Annotated in this window: 15 protein-coding genes and 3 pseudogenes; 12 read left to right on the top strand and 6 right to left on the bottom strand. The window is 67.2% G+C overall.

The annotated features are described in order from the left end of the window. Positions 1-22: 22 nt before the first annotated feature. From GAA2_RS04105 to GAA2_RS04125, 5 genes are all read left to right on the top strand, one after another. Positions 23-1,708: a uroporphyrinogen-III synthase gene (locus GAA2_RS04105; RefSeq protein WP_006437561.1), complete on the top strand. Its 1,686-nt coding sequence runs from the start codon at positions 23-25 to the stop codon at positions 1,706-1,708. Positions 1,709-1,819: 111 nt separating this feature from the next. Then, positions 1,820-2,797 carry a porphobilinogen synthase gene (gene hemB, locus GAA2_RS04110; RefSeq protein ID WP_006437562.1) on the top strand — a complete coding sequence of 326 codons (978 nt, stop codon included), beginning with the start codon at positions 1,820-1,822 and terminating at the stop codon, positions 2,795-2,797. 66 nt (positions 2,798-2,863) lie between these two features. Continuing rightward, positions 2,864-3,697, top strand: coding sequence for a hypothetical protein (locus GAA2_RS04115; protein ID WP_096273172.1), 834 nt, complete (start codon positions 2,864-2,866; stop codon positions 3,695-3,697). Next, on the top strand, positions 3,694-4,137 hold the full coding sequence (locus GAA2_RS04120; RefSeq protein WP_006437564.1) for a hypothetical protein: 444 nt from the start codon (positions 3,694-3,696) through the stop codon (positions 4,135-4,137). Before GAA2_RS04115 ends, GAA2_RS04120 begins: the two co-directional genes overlap by 4 nt. Beyond that, complete coding sequence (locus GAA2_RS04125) at positions 4,134-4,742, top strand: hypothetical protein (protein ID WP_024500048.1); 609 nt, start codon at positions 4,134-4,136, stop codon at positions 4,740-4,742. Before GAA2_RS04120 ends, GAA2_RS04125 begins: the two co-directional genes overlap by 4 nt. Here the strand turns inward: GAA2_RS04125 and GAA2_RS04130 are convergent. From GAA2_RS04130 to GAA2_RS04140, 3 genes are all read right to left on the bottom strand, one after another. Beyond that, on the bottom strand, positions 4,724-5,443 hold the full coding sequence (locus GAA2_RS04130) for a hypothetical protein (protein ID WP_096273174.1): 720 nt from the start codon (positions 5,441-5,443) through the stop codon (positions 4,724-4,726). The genes GAA2_RS04125 and GAA2_RS04130 overlap by 19 nt on opposite strands. Positions 5,444-5,534: 91 nt before the next feature. Then, positions 5,535-6,449, bottom strand: a complete 915-nt coding sequence (locus GAA2_RS04135) for a manganese catalase family protein (protein ID WP_006437567.1) — start codon at positions 6,447-6,449, stop codon at positions 5,535-5,537. Between the two features lie 360 nt (positions 6,450-6,809). Further along, positions 6,810-8,861, bottom strand: coding sequence for an acyl-CoA dehydrogenase (locus tag GAA2_RS04140; protein WP_191834746.1), 2,052 nt, complete (start codon positions 8,859-8,861; stop codon positions 6,810-6,812). Positions 8,862-9,078: 217 nt separating this feature from the next. Here GAA2_RS04140 and GAA2_RS04145 point away from each other — a divergent pair, with 217 nt between their 5' ends. From GAA2_RS04145 to GAA2_RS04155, 3 genes are all read left to right on the top strand, one after another. Then, on the top strand, positions 9,079-10,758 hold the full coding sequence (locus GAA2_RS04145) for an AMP-binding protein (RefSeq protein ID WP_159406259.1): 1,680 nt from the start codon (positions 9,079-9,081) through the stop codon (positions 10,756-10,758). A 219-nt stretch (positions 10,759-10,977) separates the two neighbouring features. Continuing rightward, the gene (locus GAA2_RS04150; protein WP_096273180.1) at positions 10,978-11,676 is read left to right on the top strand and encodes a TetR family transcriptional regulator; all 699 of its coding nucleotides are present in this window, start codon (positions 10,978-10,980) and stop codon (positions 11,674-11,676) included. A gap of 159 nt (positions 11,677-11,835) precedes the next feature. Next, positions 11,836-12,999 carry an acyl-CoA dehydrogenase gene (locus GAA2_RS04155; protein ID WP_096273182.1) on the top strand — a complete coding sequence of 388 codons (1,164 nt, stop codon included), beginning with the start codon at positions 11,836-11,838 and terminating at the stop codon, positions 12,997-12,999. A gap of 181 nt (positions 13,000-13,180) precedes the next feature. Here GAA2_RS04155 and GAA2_RS04160 read toward each other — a convergent pair. Continuing rightward, positions 13,181-14,207 (bottom strand): annotated as a pseudogene (locus GAA2_RS04160) (2Fe-2S iron-sulfur cluster-binding protein). A 5-nt stretch (positions 14,208-14,212) separates the two neighbouring features. Further along, entirely contained in the window at positions 14,213-15,325 is a 1,113-nt protein-coding gene (locus tag GAA2_RS04165; RefSeq protein ID WP_159406262.1) for a cytochrome P450, read from the bottom strand. A 6-nt stretch (positions 15,326-15,331) separates the two neighbouring features. Here GAA2_RS04165 and GAA2_RS04170 point away from each other — a divergent pair, with 6 nt between their 5' ends. The 4 genes and pseudogenes from GAA2_RS04170 to GAA2_RS23055 form a co-directional block, all read left to right on the top strand. After that, positions 15,332-16,216, top strand: coding sequence for an AraC family transcriptional regulator (locus tag GAA2_RS04170; RefSeq protein ID WP_096274900.1), 885 nt, complete (start codon positions 15,332-15,334; stop codon positions 16,214-16,216). Positions 16,217-16,298: 82 nt separating this feature from the next. Beyond that, a pseudogene (locus GAA2_RS04180) lies at positions 16,299-17,175 on the top strand (IS3 family transposase); the annotation flags it as partial. Between the two features lie 283 nt (positions 17,176-17,458). Further along, entirely contained in the window at positions 17,459-18,658 is a 1,200-nt protein-coding gene (locus GAA2_RS04185) for an IS30 family transposase (RefSeq protein WP_157228367.1), read from the top strand. A gap of 4 nt (positions 18,659-18,662) precedes the next feature. Further along, a pseudogene (locus tag GAA2_RS23055) lies at positions 18,663-19,000 on the top strand (integrase core domain-containing protein); the annotation flags it as partial. On the opposite strand, the gene GAA2_RS04190 reads toward GAA2_RS23055, so the two are convergent. After that, complete coding sequence (locus tag GAA2_RS04190) at positions 18,940-19,191, bottom strand: DUF4192 family protein (RefSeq protein WP_006437577.1); 252 nt, start codon at positions 19,189-19,191, stop codon at positions 18,940-18,942. The pseudogene GAA2_RS23055 and the gene GAA2_RS04190 sit on opposite strands and share 61 nt — an antisense overlap. Positions 19,192-19,842 lie beyond the last annotated feature (651 nt).

Here is a 19,842-nt window from a genome sequence, read left to right on the forward strand (position 1 = left end):
GAGGGCAGGAGAGTGCGAACCCATGAGCCGTACGAAGAAGGCAAATCCCGGACGGATCCTGTTCGTGGGGTCGGGTCCAGGTGATCCCGATCTGCTCACCGTGCGGGCGCGCACCGTGATCATCAATGCGACCACGGCCTACATCGATCCCGATGTGCCGGCTGCCGTGGTGTCGCTGATCGGCAGCGCACACCGCGAAGAACCCGCACCGAACACCCGCCGGTCGGCCAAGAAGGCAGACAAGGCGGACGAGAAAGCCGATACCGACGCCGCCGGCACCGCGTCGTCCGACGGCACCACCGCCGCGGCCGCACCCGAGGCCGGCCAGTCCGACGAGGAGTCGGTGGTTCGTCCGGCGCTGGGCGACCCGACCGAGGTCGCCAAGACCCTCGTGGCCGCCGCTCGCAACGGTGACGACGTGGTCCGCGTCGTCGCCGGCGATCCGCTGACCACCGATTCGGTGCTCGCCGAGGTCAACGCCGTGGCCCGGCACTCGGTCACCTTCGAGGTGCTGCCCGGCCTGCCCGCCGCCTCGGTCGTCCCGAGCTACGCCGGCATGCCGCTGGGTTCGACCCACACCGAGGCCGACGTGCGCGGCGAGGTCGACTGGGCCGCCCTGGCCGCCGCCCCGGGCCCGCTGGTCCTGCACGCCACCTCCGGCCACCTGGCCGAGACGGCGAGCGCGCTGACCGAGCACGGGATGGCGCCGCAGACCCCTGCGGCCATCACCATCAACGGCACCACCTGCGCTCAGCGCACCATCGAGGCCACCCTCGCCACCCTCAACGAGCAGGGCAACGCACTGACCGGACCGCTGGTCGTGACCGTCGGCAAGGTCGTCGGTTCGCGTGGCAAGCTCTCGTGGTGGGAGTCGCGTTCCCTCTACGGCTGGACCGTGTTGGTGCCGCGCACCAAGGATCAGGCCGGTGACATGAGCGACCGCCTCGTCAGCCACGGCGCCATGCCCAAGGAAGTGCCCACGATCGCAGTCGAGCCGCCGCGCAGTCCCGCGCAGATGGAGCGCGCGGTCAAGGGACTCGTCGACGGTCGCTACCAGTGGGTGGTGTTCACCTCCACCAACTCGGTCCGCGCCGTGTGGGAGAAGTTCGCCGAGTTCGGACTCGACGCCCGTGCGTTCTCCGGTGTGAAGATCGCCTGCGTCGGCGAGGCCACCGCGGACAAGGTGCGTTCCTTCGGTATCAACCCCGAACTCGTGCCGTCGGGTGAGCAGAGCTCGCTGGGCCTGCTCGAAGAGTTCCCGCCCTACGACGACGTGTTCGATCCGGTCAACCGAATCCTGTTGCCGCGCGCCGACATCGCCACCGAGACCCTCTCCGAGGGGCTGCGCGACCGCGGCTGGGAGATCGACGACGTGACCGCGTACCGCACCGTGCGCGCCGCACCGCCGCCCGCCGAGACCCGCGAGATGATCAAGACTGGCGGCTTCGACGCGGTCTGCTTCACCTCGAGCTCGACGGTCCGCAACCTCGTCGGCATCGCCGGAAAGCCGCACGCGCGCACCATCGTTGCGTGCATCGGCCCCAAGACCGCCGAGACCGCAACGGAATTCGGTCTGCGCGTGGACGTCCAGCCGGAGAACGCCTCGGTCCTCGAACTGGTCGACGCGCTCGCCGAGCACGCCGCCCGGCTCCGTGCCGAGGGCGCACTGCCCCCGCCGCGCAAGAAGTCCCGTCGATCGCGTTCGTGACCGCCCTGCTCCCTGAGGTGTGAGGAGCGATAGCCGCCGGGCTGAGTGAGCGACGAAGGAGTGAATCGAAGTCGACGAGCCTCGAAGGGCCCGGGAGACGAAGGAGACGACATGCCGCCCGTGATCCGTCCCCGCCGGTTGCGCACCACGCCGGCGATGCGTCGGCTGGTCGCCGAGACCACCCTCGCGCCAAGGCAACTCGTATTGCCGATGTTCGTCGCCGACGGCATCGACGAGCCGAAGCCGATCTCGTCGATGCCCGGCGTCGTGCAGCACACGTTGGACTCGCTGCGCGCCGCCGCGGCGGAGGCGGTCGAGGCCGGCGTCGGCGGTCTGATGCTGTTCGGCGTGCCCCGTCCGGAGGACAAGGACGCGGCCGGCTCGTGTGCCGACGCCGAGGACGGAGTCCTCAACCGGGCACTGCGCGCGCTGACCGACGACCTCGGTGACTCGACGGTCCTCATGGCCGACACCTGCCTCGACGAGTTCACCGACCACGGGCACTGCGGCGTGCTCGACGGCCGTGGACGCGTCGACAACGACGTGACCCTCGACCGCTACGTGTCGATGTCGCTGGCGCAGGCCCGCGCCGGGGCCCAGCTCCTCGGGCCGAGCGGGATGATGGACGGCCAGGTCGCCACCATCCGCGACGCACTCGACGCCGAGGGCTTCACCGACACCGGGATCCTGGCCTATTCCGCCAAGTACGCGTCGGCCTTCTACGGGCCGTTCCGGGAGGCGGTCGGCTCGTCGTTGCAGGGCGACCGACGCACCTATCAGCAGGACGCGGCCAATCGGATCGAGTCGCTGCGGGAGGTGCGCCTCGATCTCGAGGAGGGCGCCGACATGGTGATGGTCAAGCCCGCGATGAGCTATCTCGACATCGTGCTCGATGTCGCCGAGATGAGCGACGTCCCCGTCGCCGCCTATCAGATCAGCGGTGAGTACGCGATGATCACGGCCGCCGCGGAGCGGGGCTGGATCGACCGCGACGCCGCGATCCTGGAGTCGCTGACCTCGATCCGCCGTGCCGGAGCGTCGGTCATCCTGACCTACTGGGCCACCGAGGTCGCGAACCGGCTGTCCTGACCCTTCCGCACGGGACCTCGCCGGACGTGTGCGCGGGCCGGTGACGCGTCCCACTAGGCTGGTGCCATGTCCGCACCGTTCGACCCGATGCGCGCCTCGTCAGAGTCCGACGCGGAGCTGCGCCCGAGGATCCCGGATTCGATCTCGATCGCCGTCGAACTGTGGGCGGTGGTCGTCGTCGGACAGGTCGTCGCGCTGTTCGCGCAGACGGGCACCTTCGTCGACCTCGTCCGTGATCAGGTCCGCGACAACCCGCCGAACGGCGTCTCCGAGGACCAGCTGCAGTTCATGACGTCGTCGGGTTTCGTCATCGGGATCCTCGTCGCGATGTCGGTGTTCCTGACCGCGATCACCGCGCTGGTCGTGTGGTTCACGCGCAAGGGTTACAACTGGGCCCGCATCGTGCTGGGTGCGATGGGTGTCTACATCGTCGTCAACCTGGTCTTCTCCCTGTTCGGCGACACCGACCCGGCGTGGGCGATGGTGCCCCTGGTCATCAGCGGCGTCGCCGCACTCGGCGCGACCGTGCTGTTGATGCGCGCCGACTCCGAGAAGTACTGCCGGCGCATGGCGGAAGAGCGCAAGCCCCGGCCGGTGCCGCCGCCCGCACCGCCGTATCCGTACGGCCAGAACCCCTACGGCCAGAACCCGTACGGCCAGAACCCGTACGGCCAGAACCCGTATGGCCAGAACCCGTACGGCCAGTACCCCTACGGCCAGAACCCGTCACAGCCGGGGATACAGCCCGGTGACACACCGTATGGTGACAGTTCACCCGAGGCCGCCGCCCGCGGCGGGTCATCCGAGGCCGGCGGCGCCGGAACACCCGACCTCCGCAAGCCCGAGAGCCCAAACCCCGAGAACACCGACTCCGACAGCGAAGGACCGAAGAAGCAGTGACAAGTCCCGACCCGGCGAAGCGTCCGAAACTCGTCGTCTGGGCCTACCGGTGCTGGGTGGTGTCGGGAGCGCTCCTGGCCCTTCTCGGTGTCCTCGTCGTGGTGCTGTCCGCGGTCGACGACTCCGGGTCGATGGCCTCGGCGATGCTCGGCATACTCGTCCTGCTCGTCGGTGTCGCCTACATCCTGCTCGGCAGCAAGGCGTTCACCGGTGATGCCCGGTGGCGGTCGTCCCTGTCGGCGCTGACGCTCGTCGTCGTTGCCATGCTGCTGTTCCTCAGCGTCGGCCTCGGATCGCCGGTGTTCGCCCTGGCACTGCTGGCCGCCATCATCGGTCTCTTCGGGTCGCTGCTGGCCTACCGGCCGGACTCGGAGACCTGGTACACGGGCAAGGCGCCCGAACCCAAGAAGCAGCGCACACAGCGCAAGAAGAAGCCGTGACCGACGAGGCGCCAGACCCGGTCGACGGAACCGAACCCGGCGAATCCGATCCGGGAACGGATCCGGGTGAGGTCCTGTTCTACGAACCCGGCGGGAGCAGGTGGGTGGTCCTCATCGGTCCCGCGCTCGTCCTCGCGGTCCTCGTCATGGAGATCGTCGGACCTGGACAGGTGCACTGGCCGGTCCTGATCATCTTCCTCGTGATCCTGTTCGGTTTCTCGCTCGTCCAGGTGACCGCGGCGCGACGACACGTCAGCGTCGAACTCACGGAGACGACGCTGCGTCAGGGCGCGGTGACGACCCCGCTCGCCGACATCGAGGAGATCTACCCGCCCAACAACTCGCCGACGCCCGAGGACTGGGAGAGTGCTCCGGCGCTCGGTGAACTCCACGGTGTGCCGCGACGCCGGAAAGGTGTGGGGGTGCGGCTGACCTCCGGGAAACTCGCGCAGGCCTGGGCCCGGGACGTCGAGGTGTTCCGCAGTGAACTCGCGCAGGCCCACGCCGCCGTGCGGATGGGGCTACCGCCCTCTGGCCGGAAAGCGGACGCCGGCGAGCCCGAGTCCGGAAGATCCGAGGAGAAGGATCAGGACACCACCGAGTGACGTCCCTTTCGGCTGTCGCGGTAGGCGCGTCGACGCAGGTCACCCAGCCATGACGGCGCGAACTCGACCCCGTCGGGACGGTGGAGGATCGGATCGAAGTCGATGTCGAGCCCGGTCAGCACGTGGTCGAGTTCGATCCGGGCCAGGGGAACGAATCGCCTGCACCCGGCTTCGAGGATGATCACGACCGGCCGCTTGGTGCGCAGGCACGCGGCGAGATCCTCGACATCCAGACCGGACGGCCCGGTCGGCTCGATGATGCGGGCACGAATCCAGTACAGCTCGCCGTCGTATCGGTAGGGCGTGAGGCTCGAGACGGCGGTCGGGGCCCAGTGCGTGGCCGGGAGCGGGACGGGGAGGCGGCCGGACAGCGGTGCCGGTCCGGCCAGCAACAGGTCCCATGCGCCGGACGCGGCGTGGCCGGTGCCCTTCGCCGGCGTCGGGGCGTCGGCCGGGACGTTCGTCGGGGCCGAGGCGGGGAACCGCACGGCCACGCCGACGATGTCGGGCAGGCCGCCCGGGGTGCCGATTCCCTTCGACAGACGGACCGTGACCGGCCCGGAGCGGAAGGGCAGCGGGTGGTCCCCGGAGACCGACGCCTGGCCCCCGCACAGCAGACCGTCGGGATGGAACACCCGCGCGTGCCGCAGCGCACCGAGCCAGCGGAACGGCGTCGTGATGAGGTCGGGCAGGTCGGTCATGGCACCTCCGTAGATCGGGCGACACCGCCGTCGGCACGGCAGGCCGCGAACGCTCGGGGAGTCCGCGGCCTGCCGCACCGGCGACGGGTCTCTATCCGGTCGGATCGGGATCGACGACGTCCTTGATCTTGCCCATGACACCCTTCTCAGTGCCGAACTTCGGCTTCTGCGGGGTCCCCATGGCGCCATCGTAGGTCGCATAGAGCTTCGGATCCGGCGGCGGGCCGGATTGGCGGTCGCCGAGGGGCTGCGGATCGGCGAGGAACTTGAACTCGTGCTTCCCGTCAGGGGTGGGACCGCTCGCCCAGCCGCCCTTGTCCGAGTCCGCACCGTCCGACAGATGCCACAGCGTGCTCGCGTGCTCGCTGAACTCCTCGTCGAACAGGTCGTCGGGGGCGATGGTGCCCTCGAGGCCGTCCGCCTTGAGTTCCTCGATGGCCTTCAGCCACAGGTTCTGGTGATAGGTGTCGCGGGCCAGGTTGAACCGCAGCATGTCCTTCACGCCCGGGTCGTCGGTCATGTGCCACAGTCGCGCGGTCTGGACGCGACCCTGCGCCTCGGCCGTGACGTTCGCGTGGAAGTCGGCGAGCAGGTTGCCGCTGTGCACGATGTAGCCCGCGTTCCACGGCACGCCGTTGCTGTCGGCGAGGCGCGGGCCGCCACCGGAGAAGACGGCCTGGGTGGGATCGCTGCCGCCGAGGACCGCGGCGACCACAGGATCGCCGAGGGCGTTGGCGGTGGAGTCGGTCACCGGAGCGCCCTCGAGGAGGCGGGCGACCATCGTGGCGATCATCTCCACGTGACCGATCTCCTCGGTCGCGATGTCCATGATCAGGTCTTTGTACTTGCCCTTCATGCGGCAGTTCCAGCCCTGCATGAGGTACTGCATCGTCACGGTCATCTCGCCGAAGGCGCCGCCGAGCAGCTCCTGCAGCTTGCGCGCGTAAACGGGGTCGGGCTTCTCGGGTTTGACGTCGAACTGCATGTAATCGGTGTGGCGGAACATGATTCCCCTGACAGTCGTGTTGGGTGGGCGGCGAGCCAGCGAGAGGCGTCGACGACGACGGGCTTTCTGCGGGCAGTGTTGATCGCAGTGGCCGCGCGAAGCAGCGAACCCCTGTCGGCGACGAGTGTGCTCTGTTCCCAGGACGATTCGCGTCCACGTCCTGGGCCGAGTCGACCCAGCGGCGCAGTGCGAGACCGTCCGGGTCACGTCGCGGCGGGTGTTTTCACAGCGGCGTCGGGAGCAGTGTGCCCGGGTTGTGACAATTCAAACCCGAACATCGAAGAAACCGCGCCCGGCCTGTGCGGGTACAGGCCGGACGCGGTGGGGTCGGATCGATGCCGGGTCGCGCAGGTGGTCGGGTCAGCCGTTCTCGAGCATCGGCGCACGCAGCAGTTCCTCGGGGACGCCGAAGGCGTCGACCAGCGAACGTGCGTGCGGGCGCAGTTCCTGACACAGCTCGTTCACACCGCGCCGGACCGCCTTGGCCCGCTCCACCGAGATGTGCCGGTGCATCATGAACCAGGACAGGTCGGCTTCGAGCGCGGAGTACACGAACAGGTCGCACACCTTGCCCAACAGTTCTGCAGCAGAACGTGAATCACAGTTCTCGATCGCCTCGACGAACGCTTCGAGCACCACCCGCTCGATGTGCGCGTGCCCGACCTTCAGCAGGTGGTCCTGCGCGTTGTTGAAGACGTCGAAGGCGTCGTTCTCGTCGTCGAGCGCACGTCGCAACCGCTGCGCACACGTGCGCACCAGGTGGTCCTCGCGGTTGCGAAACAACCGGATCTGCGTGCTCCGGTCGGTGAGCGCCGACTTCTCGGTGTCCTCGTCGGAGCTATCGAGCAGCGTCTGCACCACCTGGCGGACGGCGGTCTTCTCGGCGACCACGTCGCGCGCCATCCCGGCGATGAAACGGACCCATCCGCCCGCCGAAAGGCCCTGCACGTCATCGGAATACGACGACAGCAGTTCCTTGGCGATGAGCTGCATCATGATCGTGTTGTCACCCTCGAAGGTGGTGAACACATCGATGTCGCCGCGGATGATCGAAAGCTGGTTCTCGTCCAGGTATCCCGCGCCGCCGCAGGCCTCGCGGCTGACGTTGATCGAATGTGAGGCGTGCCAGGTCGCGTAGGCCTTGAGGCCTGCGGCCTGTCCTTCCAGCTGGCGTTGCCGGCCGGCGTCGGAATCGTCCGGCGCCACCGACTGGACCTCGTGCAGTTCGGCCACGATCTCGTTCTGGGTGAACGCGATGGCGTACGACTTCGCGATCAGGGGCAACAGCTTTCGCTGGTGGCCCAGGTAGTCCATGACGGTGATCTCGTCGGTGGCGTCGGGCGCCTCGAACTGCTTGCGGATCAGGCCGTAACGGGTGGCGAGGGTCAATGCCTTGCGGCCCGCCGCACCCGCGGTTGCGGCCACGCTCACGCGTCCACGGATGAGGGTGCCGAGCATCGTGAAGAAGCGACGGTTGATGTTCTCGATCGGCGAGCTGTAGCTGCCGTCCTCGGCCACGTCGGCGTAGCGGTTGAGCAGGTTCTCCGCCGGGACCCGCACGTTGTCGAACATGATGCGGCCGTTGTCGACACCGTCGAGACCGCCCTTGTGGCCGCAGTCGCTGGTGGTGATGCCGGGCAGATCGTTGCCGTCCTCGTCGCGGATCGGCACGACGAAGCAGTGCACGCCACGTCCCTCGGGCTCCTCGTCGGGACCGCCGGTGATCAGCTGGGCGAAGACCGCGGCGAAGCGGGCGTGTTCGGCCGCCCCGCCGATGTAGTCCTTGCGCGACGACGGGGTGGGGGAGTGGATGACGAATTCGCGGGCGTCGCGGTCGTAGGTGGCCGTGGTCTCGATGGCCTGCACGTTGGAGCCGTGACCGGTCTCGGTCATCGCGAAGCAGCCCAGGATGTCCATGTTGATGATGCCCGGTACGTACTTGTCGTGGTGGCGCTTGGTGCCCAGGTTCTCCACGGCACCGCCGAACAGCCCCCACTGCACGCCGGCCTTCACCATCAGCGACAGGTCGGCATATCCGAGCATCTCGATGGCGGTGATGGAGGCGCCGATGTCGCCGGTGCCGCCGTGGTCGGACGCGAAGCCGGCCGCAGCAAAGCCCTGCGACGCGAGTTCGCGCATCACCTCGAGGGTGTGGGCGCGTGCCTCCTCCAGCGTGCGGGAGGGGTCGGGCAGCAGATCGGCTCGGTTGGAGTTCTCGCGGACCGTTTCCCGGGTGGCACGCCAGCGTCCGTCGAGGACGAACCGGAGGTTGTCGACGAGCAACGCCCGTTCGTCGGCCGACAGTTCGTCGTCGGCGGAGACTTCGGCCGGGGCGACCGGATCATCGACGGTTGGTTCCTTGGCGATCGGAGTGGGTCGCGACGGGGTGGGACTCTCAGTGGGAGTTGCCATGGATCCACCGTACGTAGTGCACCGGGCTCCGTCCCACATTTTGTGGTGCCCGCTATCCGCGCGGTGCGTGCACCGATCCGGTCACGGTGTCGGGCTCGAACCCCCTCTTCGGAGGGTGCAGGCGTTTCGATGTGATCAGTACCCTAGATCGCCGTCGCACGTACGGGCCGTCACAACCTCGGGCCCGGTCGCACGGTCGCGAGAAAACGGAGGAACGATGTCGGTCTCCACGCCCGATGCATTTGCGACGGGCACGGGCCCGTCGACCACGGAATGGGGCGGGGCCAACCGCTCCGAACTGAGCCCGCTGCGCTTCCTGGAGCGTTCGGCGGCGGTCTTCCCCGACCGCGCGGCGATCCTCTACGGGCAGCGTCGACTCACCTACGCCGAGTTCGCCGACCACGTGCAGCGCCTCGCTCGCGTCCTTGCCACGAAGATCCACTCGGGGGACCGCGTGGCCTACCTGGCCCCCAACATCCCGGAGATGCTGATCGCGCACTACGCGGTGCCGCTCGCCGGGGGCGTCCTCGTCGCACTCAACTCGCGGCTCGCCGGACCCGAGTTGGTCTACATCCTCCAGCACTCCGGGGCCAAGGCCCTCTACTTCGACGCGGAGTTCCGCGACACCGTCTCTGCGATCATCGGGCAGGTGCCCGAGGTCGAGACGGTCGTCGAGATCGCCGACCCCGAGTTCGGTGTGACCCCCGGTCCCGTCGTCGACGCCGGCATCGACGGCCTCGTCTCCTACGACGACCACCTGACCGCCGCCGACGACCTCGATCCGGCGCCGATCGCCTGGACGGTCGACGATGAAAACGCGATCATCTCGATCAACTACACGTCGGGAACCACCGGTAAACCCAAGGGCGTCATGTACACCCACCGGGGTGCCTACCTGAACTCCTTCGGGGAGACCTTCCACAACCAGTTCACCGGGTCGTCGCGCTACCTGTGGACGTTGCCGATGTTCCACTGCAACGGCTGGTGCACGCCGTGGGCGGTGACCCACGCCGGTGCCACCCACGTCTGTCTGCGGGCCGTCCGCGCGGACGCCATCTGGGACGCCATCGACGATCTCGGCGTCACCCACATGTGTGGTGCGCCGACGGTCTGCACCACCATCGTCGGCTCGCCGCGGGCGCATCTTCTGAACCGTCCGCTGCACATCACCACCGCGGGTGCGCCGCCGTCGCCGACCGTGATCGGTGCCCTCGAGGCGATCGGCGTGACCGTGGTCCACGTGTACGGCCTCACCGAGGTGTACGGCCCGTACACCATCTGTGAGCATCAAGAAGCCTGGAGCGCACTGGAACCCGCCGACCGCGCTGCGAAGCTCGCCCGCCAGGGCGTGGGGATGGTGCAGGCCGAGACGGCCCGCGTGGTGGTGCCCGAGCAGGTGCCGCTGGTCGATGTACCCGCCGACGGCGAGACCATGGGCGAGATCGTGCTGCGCGGCAACAACGTGATGGCCGGATACTTCCGCGACGCGGACGAGACCCGAAAGGCCTTCGCGGGCGGCTGGTTCCACACCGGCGACCTCGGCGTCATGCATCCCGACGGTTACATCCAGCTCCGCGACCGCGCCAAGGACATCATCATCTCGGGCGGTGAGAACATCTCCACCATCGAGGTCGAGCAGGCGCTGGTGAGTCACGACGCCGTCGTCGACGTCGCGGTGATCGGTGTACCGGACGAGAAGTGGGGAGAGCGACCGCGTGCCTACGTCCTGTTGCAGCCGGGTGCGACGCTGACCGGCGAGGAGCTCATCGAGCACGGTCGTCGACTGCTCGCCGGCTACAAGGTGCCGCGCGACATCATCTTCGCCGACGAACTCCCCCGTACCCCCACCGGCAAGGTCCTGAAGGGCGAGCTGCGTGACCGTGCCCGCGCCGAATAGGGCGTCGCAGCAACCCAATCCGAGTCGAAAATCGGCCACTGCTCGGGACCTCGCGGGCAAACGGTCGCGTCTCGGGCCGCGTCGTGGATTCCGGGCGGACGCCGGCCTCGACGTGAGCCCGCGGCCGACCGGTGCATTCGGGCGCCGGGAACATCGTTCGGCCGGCTACTGATTCGGGTGGTGCGCCCGTGCGGGCGCTCATGTGGTGATACTTGACCCATGTCAGTTGCCGATGTCGACAGCGCGGGTTTCCGCATGCGCGTCGTCGCCGAGTCGATCCGGCTGTTCAGCGAACACGGCTACGAGTCGACGACGGTCGAGCAGATCGCGTCGGCCGCCGGGATGTCCCGTCGCACCTTCTTCCGGCAGTTCGGGTCCAAGGAGGACGTGATCTTCGCCGATCACGAGTCCCTGCTGGGTCAGGTCGACGACACCCTGGCGTCGTACGTCGGGGATCCCTGGTCGGCGGTGTGTGCTGCGGCCGAGGTGGTGTTCCGGCACTTCGAACGGGACCGCGATCTGGCCGTCCGGCGCGCCCAGGTGGTGCAGGAGGTCCCGGCGCTGCGTGATCGCGAGCTCGTCACCACCTACCGCTACCAGGGCGCCTTCGAGGAGTTCCTGCGTCGGCGACTGCCCGACGAGCCGCCGGTGCACATCGTGGCCTACGTCGCGGCGATCACCGGCACCCACAACTATCTGCTCCGGCAGATGATCCGCGGTGACGCCGACGCGACCCTCGAACGCCTGCGCCGCGAGCTCGCCCGGATCGCGGTGGCACTCGGTGCCCGAGGCTCGGTGGGCGGTGCCGTGGGCGATCCCGAGTTGCTGCAGCAGCAGGTCACCGTCGTGACCTATCCGGCCGGGACGTCGCCGGACGAGGTGGCCCGTCGTGTGGCCGATGAGCTGCGAAAACCCTGAGCATCTGGGGCAGGTTCGGGACAACGCCGGACCCGGCGAGGAGAATCGATGACGTGGGTGGCATTCCCGCTGTGTCGCGGCGCGTTGACATGGCACTGAGTGCCGTGATGCACTGGTAAGTAACCACCAATTTGGCACCCCGTGCCGTGAGGAGTTGTCATGGGTTTCGGAAATCCCGACTTCGACGTCTTCCAGCTTCCGGAGGAGCATGTCGCTCTGCGTGAGGCGATCCGCGCGCTCTCCGAGAAGGAGATCGAGCCGCACGCCGCCGACGTCGACGAGAACTCGCGCTTCCCGCAGGAGGCCCTCGACGCGCTGAACGCATCGGGCTTCAACGCCATCCACGTCCCCGAGCAGTTCGGCGGCCAGGGCGGCGACTCGATCGCAGCCTGCATCGTCATCGAAGAGGTCGCCCGCGTGTGTGCCTCGTCGTCGCTGATCCCCGCCGTCAACAAGCTCGGCACCATGGGCCTGATCCTCAACGGCTCGGACGAGCTGAAGCAGCAGGTGCTGCCCGGCATCGCCTCCGGCGAGGCCATGGCCTCGTACGCGCTGAGTGAGCGCGAGGCCGGTTCCGACGCCGCCGGCATGAAGACCCGCGCCCGCAAGGACGGCAACAACTGGGTTCTCAACGGCTCCAAGTGCTGGATCACCAACGGCGGCAAGTCGACCTGGTACACCGTCATGGCGGTGACCGACCCGGAGAAGAAGGTCAACGGCATCTCCGCGTTCATGGTCCACAAGGACGACCCCGGCTTCACCGTCGGCCCGCTGGAGAAGAAGCTCGGCATCAAGGGTTCGCCCACCGCGGAGCTGTACTTCGAGGACTGCACCATCCCGCTCGACCGCATCATCGGCGACGAGGGCACCGGCTTCAAGACCGCCCTGCAGACCCTCGACCACACCCGCCCGACCATCGGCGCCCAGGCCGTCGGCATCGCGCAGGGTGCGCTCGACAAGGCCATCGAATACGTCAAGGACCGCAAGCAGTTCGGCAAGCCGATCAGCTCGTTCCAGGGCGTCGAGTTCATGATCGCCGACATGGCGATGAAGGTCGAGGCCGCGCGCCTCATGGTCTACACCTCGGCCGCCCGCGCCGAGCGTGGCGAGAAGAACCTCGGCTTCATCAGCTCGGCGTCGAAGTGCTTCGCCTCCGACGTCGCCATGGAGGTCACCACCGACGCCGTCCAGCTCTTCGGCGGCGCCGGCTACACCCGCGACTTCCCGGTCGAGCGCATGATGCGCGACGCCAAGATCACCCAGATCTACGAGGGCACCAACCAGATCCAGCGCGTCGTCATGAGCCGCGCGCTGCTGCGCTGATCACCCACACCGCTGGTTGAGCCGCGTCGAAACCAACGCGATTCGCCCCGTCGGCTTGTGCCGGCGGGGCGTTTTCGTTCCCGCGGAGCCGTTTCCCTCCCGCTGATTAGATCCGACAAGCGGAAGGGAAACAGGTTGGGCGGGAGGGAAACCTGCACGCGGAGAGTGGTCGCGGCTTGGCTCACACCGCGGCGAGACTCACGGCCGGGGTGTACTTTTCCCGCCGAATACGACGCGGCGGAATGCGCCGGCGCTTGAGTGCCTTGACCCCCGCCTCGACCATCGCGGGTGGGCCGCAGAGATAGGCGGCGTGATTCCGGCAGGACGGAAGGTCCTCCATCATCGCGTCACCGACGTATCCGGTTCGCCCGGGCCACTGTTCGCGACTCAGGCACGGGATGTACCGGACAGCGGGATAGGTGGTCGCAAGTCCTTCCCAGAAGTCGACGTCATAGAGCTCGGCCCGGGTGCGGACGCCGTGGTAGACGTGGATCTCACGTTCGGGGTCGTCCTGAAGCGCTGCCCGGGCGATGGCCTTCAGCGGAGCCAGGCCGGTCCCGCCGACCAGCAGGACCAACCCGACGCCGGACTCCTCCGGCTCGTAGCAGAAATCGCCCCACGGGCCGGACATTCGTGACCGGGTCGCCGACGTCCAGAGACTCGAAGATCCAGCCCTCCGTCGCCAACCCGCCGGGCTGTCGCCGGATGTGGAACTCGAGCTTGTCGGGTTCGCTCGGCGGATTGGCCATCGAATACGGCCGTGTCTCAACGGTTCCCGGCACCGTCAGCTCGACGTACTGGCCGGCCGTGAACTCCAGCGGCTCGTCGAAGAGTACCGTCACCGACACGGTGTCGTCGGCAATCGAAGTGACGGCACCGACGGTTCCGGCGATGTCGCGCAACACATGTCGTGGTGAGCCCGTTTCTTCGGCCGGCGGGTCGATGACGACGTCGGAGGCGGGCGTGGTCTGGCAGGAGAGCACGAAACCCTGTTCCTGCTCGGCGATCGACAGCACCGTGTCCGGGGCCGGTGGGTGGTCGACGGTTCCGCGCACGACGCGCACCTTGCAGGTGCCGCAGGTTCCCTGGTTGCACGAGTTCGGGACCCACACCCCGTTGCGCAGGAACGCATCGAGCATCTTCTGGTCCGGTCCGCACTGCACCGACGACTTCCCGGCCTCGACCGTGAAGGTGTCTGAGCTGCACATGATGATCACACCTCCCAGGTGGTGTGCAGCGAGGTCGGGCCGCGGAAGCCCCAGCCCCAGAACTCGACGTCGGAGCCGGTGTCGCGCTCGAGGTTGGGGATTGCCTCGAGCAGTTCTTCGAGCCCGATCCGGCAGACCTGATTGGCGAAGTAGATACCCGCACATGCGTGGTTGCCGGCGCCGAATGCCAGGTGCCGCAGCGGGGGTCGGGTGAGGTCGAATTCCGAGGGGGCGTCGTAGACGGCGTGGTCGTGGTTGGCCGAGCCGTAGGACATCAGCACCACTGATCCCTCGGGGAGTTCGACCCCGGCCACCTCCACGTCCTTCGTGCTGATGCGGGCGGTCGCCGACCAGATCGGCGAGGTCCACCGCATGCCCTCCGAGATGGCGCGGGGGATCAGGGCGGGCTCGTCGATGACTCGCTCGAGCTGGTCCGGTGGATTGAACAGCCCGACGAGCGTCGAGCCCATCGCGTGCCCGGGCTCCTGCATGGCGCCGAGGAGATAGACGTAGAGGGTCGGGTAGATGTACTCGCGGTCGCGGGTCTGACCTTCGGGCATGCCGTCGTGCAGCCAGTGGGAGATCGCGCTGTCGTCGGGGTTGACGATCCAGTTGTCGAGCAGGGGGTCGACGATGGAGCGGATCTCCTCCTTGGCGGCATCGGCCTCGGCGAATCCCTCGGGGTTGGTGAACGCGCCGTTCTCGTCGACGCCCGCATTGGTGAACGAGTTCGACAGCTTGTGGAACCATTCGCGCAGCTTGTCCGAGCTGACCGAGTGCAGTCCGAGCAGGTCGCCGAGAGCGCGGACGCTGACGGGCTCGCAGTACTGGGCGATGAGTTCGGCACGCCCGGTGTCCTCGAACTCGCTCAGGTAGCGGCGCGCGATCGGGCGGACCAGATCGTCGATCCAGCGGTCGACCTCCTGTGGCTGCAGGGCGGGATCGACCATGGAACGGAGGTCGTCGTGGATCGGTCCGTTGACACCGATGACGGCAGGGTGGCCGAATGTGCGTCCGCCGGCCTTGGTGATGACGGCCTCGAAGTCGGGGCTGGTGGCGATCGAGCGGCAGATGTCGGCCGTGGTGGCACGCAGACCAGTGATTGGGAGGCGGCACACCGGGCCATCGAGCAGGTGTACTTCCCGCATGAGCTGACCGCGCTGTCGTCGCCCGACCACCTCGAGCTGAATCTGCAGACCGTCGACCTGGGCCCGGTCACAATCGGCCGGCTGAACTGGGGAACCGAGGTGTCGATCGCCTGCGACTACCCCGACGCCTACGAGATCAACATCCCCGTCAGTGGCGTCCTGGAGTCACGCGCCGGGTCGGTCCGCACGACGTCGGAGGCCGGGCAGGCCACCGTGTTCGCCGCCGACCGGCCGTCCCTCATCACCCGATGGTCTGCCGACTGCCAGGTCGTCGGGGTGAAGTTCGACGCCGAATACCTCGAGCGTGAGGCCGATCGGGTCCGGGCCGCCCCACTTCGCTCGAGACTTCTCCTCCCGGACCAGATCGACCTCAGCGGGCCCGACGAGAAGTCGTGGTTCGCGCTCGTCCGCGCGCTCACAGCGCAGCTTCGGGAACCGGCCGACCTGCTTGCGAACCCCCTCGTCGGTCCGCAACTCGCCAGTGCGGTCAGCAGCGCGTTTATCCTGGCGGTCTCACCGGAGGAGGCCGGTACCGGCCTGCGACCGCGGATGGTGAAGCGGGTCCTCGACGCGTTGCACGACGATCCGGCTCGCGACTGGCGGCTGGCAGACATGGCCGAGGTCGACGGATCGAGCCTGCGGCGACTGCAGGAGGGTTTCGCCGAGCATGTCGGCGCCACCCCCACGGAGACGCTGCGCGACATTCGTCTGAGTCGGGCACGCGCCGACCTGACGTCGTCGGATGATTCCGGAACTGTCGCCGAAGTCGCTGCGCGGTGGGGATTCTCGAGTGCGAGCAGGTTCGCTGCCGCTTACCGGAAGAGGTATGGGATCGCGCCGTCGGAGCATCGTCGTCGGTGAGCCGGACGCCCAGTTCGGCACGAATCCCGTTCCCGCGGAGCCGTTTCCCTCCCGCTTATTGGATCCGCTGACTGCCAGCCTGGTCGTGAGACAGAAGGTCGGTGTCGGTGGGGAGACGGTACGTCGGTGGGCCGTGCAGCGCAGGTCGATGCCGGCGCCCGCTCCGGGACCACCTCGAAGGAGTCCGCCGAGATCAAGCGACTCAAGGCGGAGAACAAGCTGTTGCGAGAGGACGTTGCCATTCTGAAAGCGGCGACAACTTTCTTCGCGGGGGAACTCGACCCCCGCAACCGACGATCGTGACGTTCATAGATCAGATGCGCGCCAACGGTTTTGCGGTCGAGTCGATCTGCCGGGTTCTGCGCGAGCAGGGCTGCATGATTGCCGCACGAACCTACCGGGCATGGCGCACTCGCGCTCCCGCCACTCGTACCGTCTCCGATGCCCACGTCGTCGATGCGGTGCGCAACGTAGTCTGGCGCACCGATGACGACGGCCGGCGGAAGATGACTCCGGAGGGCCTCTATGGGCGGGTTAAGATGCACGCCCATAGACACCCGACAACACTGCCTGGGGTGTCCTATGGCGCGGTCGATCGAGCGATGAAGGTGTTAGGCCACAATGGAATTCGAAGGCCCAAGGGAGTTCGGACGACGGTCAGGTCCGCCGATGGTGTACGCGCGGAGGATCTGGTGAACCGACAGTTCAGTGCCGCCGAACCGAACCGGGTCTGGGTGACCGATTTCACGTACTGCCGGACATGGGCTGGGTGGGTGTACGTGGTGTTCATCATCGACGTGTTCTCCCGTCGAATCGTGGCGTGGTACGCATCGACATCGAAGACGGTGGAGCTGGTGACGGTCCCGCTTCGGATGGCACTGTGGCAGCGGAAACGAGAGGGACATCCGGTGAAAGCTGCTGAGCTGATACATCATTCAGATGCCGGAAGTCAGGGCGGATTCAACTGGTCGTCGCAACACCATGATCGTGGAGGTGTTCGCGGTGGCTACGGCGGACTGGAGTTGGAAGACCAGCGATGTGGCGGTAGGTGTTCGTCGGCAGTGGCGTGCTGATCGTGCACTTCGGCCGGCGATGCGATCGCCGGGGCGGCCGGAGCCGTCGCGGCAGGTGCAACGTGAGTTTTGGCGGGTGGTCGCGACGGGGGTGAGCACGGCGCAGGCATCGATCGCTGTCGGTGTGTCGGTGCCGGTGGGTACACGCTGGTTCCGCCACGCTGGCGGCATGAGGCCGCTGAGTCTGGATGAGCCTTCGGGCCGCTATCTATCGTTCGCCGAACGGGAAGAGATCGCGCTGCTACGCGCCCAGGATCGTGGGGTGCGTGAGATCGCACGGCGGATCGGGCGCAGTCCGGCCACGATCTCGCGTGAGCTACGGCGCAACGCCGCAACCAGGAGCGGGAAGCTCGAGTATCGGGCGTTGGTGGCGCAGTGGAAAGCCCAGCAGGCCGCCAAGCGCCCAAAAACAGCGAAGCTCGTGGCCCACGTCGAGTTGCGGGAGTACGTACAGCACCGCCTGGCCGGCGTTGTCCGCCGTCCCGATGGCACGATCGCTGCGGGCCCCACGCCACCACCGTGGAAGGGGCTTAACAAACCGCACCGTGCCGACCGGCGGTGGTCGCTGGCGTGGAGTCCAGAGCAGATCTCCCAGCGTTTGAAGGTCGACTTCCCCGATGATGAATCCATGCGTATCAGTCACGAGGCGATCTACCAGTCCCTGTTCATCGAGGGCCGCGGCGCGCTCAAACGTGAGCTGGTGGCGTGCCTGCGCACCGGACGTGCACTGAGGGAGCCGCGGGCCCGCTCGCGCAACAAGCCGCAGGGTCACGTCACCTCCGACGTCGTGTTCAGTCAGCGCCCTGCCGAGGCCGAGGACCGTGCCGTCCCCGGGCACTGGGAGGGTGATCTGATTATCGGAACTGGGAGATCGGCGATCGGCACTATCGTTGAACGTCGTAGTCGTGCAACACTTCTGGTGCATCTGCCACGCCAGAAGGGCTGGGGTGAGCAGCCGCCTGTGAAGAACGGGCCCGCACTCGGTGGCTACGGTGCCATCGCGATGAATGCAGGACTGACAGCGTCGATGGCCGTGCTGCCGCAGCAGTTGCGCAAAACGTTGACGTGGGATCGCGGCAAGGAACTGTCTGCTCACGCCCAGTTCGCGATGGACACCGGAACGCAGGTGTTCTTCGCCGATCCGCACTCACCGTGGCAGCGACCGTCGAACGAGAACACCAATGGTGTTCTGCGTCAATATTTTCCTAAGGGAACTGATCTGTCGCGGTGGTCAGCTGAGGACCTCGAGGCTATCGCCTACACCCTCAACAGCCGTCCTAGAAAAGTCCTCAACTGGAAGACCCCCGCCGAAGTCTTTGGCGAACAACTACACTCGGTACAACAACCCGGTGTTGCATCGACCGATTGAACGCGCCCAGTACACATCGGCTACACTGACCGAGCGGTTGCGGCTCGAAGACATCGCCGCGTCGATCGGGTCGGGCGGGGACGCCTACGACAACGCTCTGGCCGAGTCGGTAAGCGGGTTGTACAAGACCGACTGCATCCGGACCACGATCTTCCACTCCAGCCCGTACAAGACCGTCTCCGACGTCGAGTTCGCGACCGCTGGTTGGGTCGACTGGTACAACAACAGCAGGCTGCACTCGAGTATCGGCCAGATCCCCCGACCGAGTTCGAAACGCTCCACTACTCTGGCCTCGGCCCCGAGGACCAGCCCACAATGGAGGCGGCACAAAACCTGGGGTGATTCATCTTGTTGGTGTGCAGCACTTCGGCGAGGTAGTCGGCGACATCGGCCGCGCCGGTGATGTCGTGGCGGGCAGCGATTTGGACCTTCTCGGCGGTGATGCCGATGAGCAGGATGGATTCGGTGGGCACGAATCCGATCAGGCCGGGGATCGCGGCGATGAGGTCGGGGGTGGTGATGATGGGGTGCATGGTCGCTCCTTTGGGTCTGCGGGTTCGCTTTGCTACCGGAGGACTTTGGCTGGAGACCGCGAACACCAACGAGGCAAGCGACAATTGTTTTCGGGGCGCTCGCCCTGTAACCGCCTGCGGCGAAATGAATTTCGCGCCTTGGTGGCGCGGGTGGAAGCCATGGGCTCGGAAGTGCAAAGCGAACCGGGGTCAGGGCTGTTCACCGTGCGGCGTAGCCGCTTCCGATCAGGTGACGGCGCAGCCGGCAGTCTCACTGCCGCACTGACGAACAGCCAGCAAGGCGGCTCGACGCAACCACACCGGCCGCAACCCCGCAGTCGGGGATCTCAATGCGGGAATGCAAACTGACATGCGGAGCGCGGCGAGGCTGCCGTGCGCTGGTGTAGCGACTCAGCTGGCGGCCGCTGCTGTCCCAGCATGAACACGATGACCACGTGCAGCAATTCAAGGTCGTCGGCCGCGTACCGCGGCAGCTTTGGCGTGCTGGGGAGCGTGATATGTCTTGCGTCGTCACGGCGCAGTCGATGATCGCGGGGCACTTGTCCTTGGCTTCATCGACAGGCGGTGTTGTCGTGCGACCATTGGTCGTGGCTGCACTCGTCTAGCCATGCTCTTAGCGGACCCTGGATACGATCTCAGCCGAACTGGATA

This window comes from Gordonia ajococcus (assembly GCF_012974285.1).
GTDB classification, from domain to species: domain Bacteria; phylum Actinomycetota; class Actinomycetes; order Mycobacteriales; family Mycobacteriaceae; genus Gordonia; species Gordonia amicalis.

What these genes read in the sequence shown, in the direction of transcription:
- GAA2_RS04105 (WP_006437561.1), top strand. Translation starts at nt 23, where the DNA reads ATGAGCCGTACGAAGAAGGCAAATCCCGGACGGATCCTGTTCGTGGGG.
- hemB (WP_006437562.1), top strand. Translation starts at nt 1,820, where the DNA reads ATGCCGCCCGTGATCCGTCCCCGCCGGTTGCGCACCACGCCGGCGATG.
- GAA2_RS04115 (WP_096273172.1), top strand. Translation starts at nt 2,864, where the DNA reads ATGTCCGCACCGTTCGACCCGATGCGCGCCTCGTCAGAGTCCGACGCG.
- GAA2_RS04130 (WP_096273174.1), bottom strand. Translation starts at nt 5,443, where the DNA reads ATGACCGACCTGCCCGACCTCATCACGACGCCGTTCCGCTGGCTCGGT.
- GAA2_RS04135 (WP_006437567.1), bottom strand. Translation starts at nt 6,449, where the DNA reads ATGTTCCGCCACACCGATTACATGCAGTTCGACGTCAAACCCGAGAAG.
- GAA2_RS04140 (WP_191834746.1), bottom strand. Translation starts at nt 8,861, where the DNA reads ATGGCAACTCCCACTGAGAGTCCCACCCCGTCGCGACCCACTCCGATC.
- GAA2_RS04145 (WP_159406259.1), top strand. Translation starts at nt 9,079, where the DNA reads ATGTCGGTCTCCACGCCCGATGCATTTGCGACGGGCACGGGCCCGTCG.
- GAA2_RS04150 (WP_096273180.1), top strand. Translation starts at nt 10,978, where the DNA reads ATGTCAGTTGCCGATGTCGACAGCGCGGGTTTCCGCATGCGCGTCGTC.
- GAA2_RS04155 (WP_096273182.1), top strand. Translation starts at nt 11,836, where the DNA reads ATGGGTTTCGGAAATCCCGACTTCGACGTCTTCCAGCTTCCGGAGGAG.
- GAA2_RS04185 (WP_157228367.1), top strand. Translation starts at nt 17,459, where the DNA reads ATGAGGCCGCTGAGTCTGGATGAGCCTTCGGGCCGCTATCTATCGTTC.
- GAA2_RS04190 (WP_006437577.1), bottom strand. Translation starts at nt 19,191, where the DNA reads ATGCACCCCATCATCACCACCCCCGACCTCATCGCCGCGATCCCCGGC.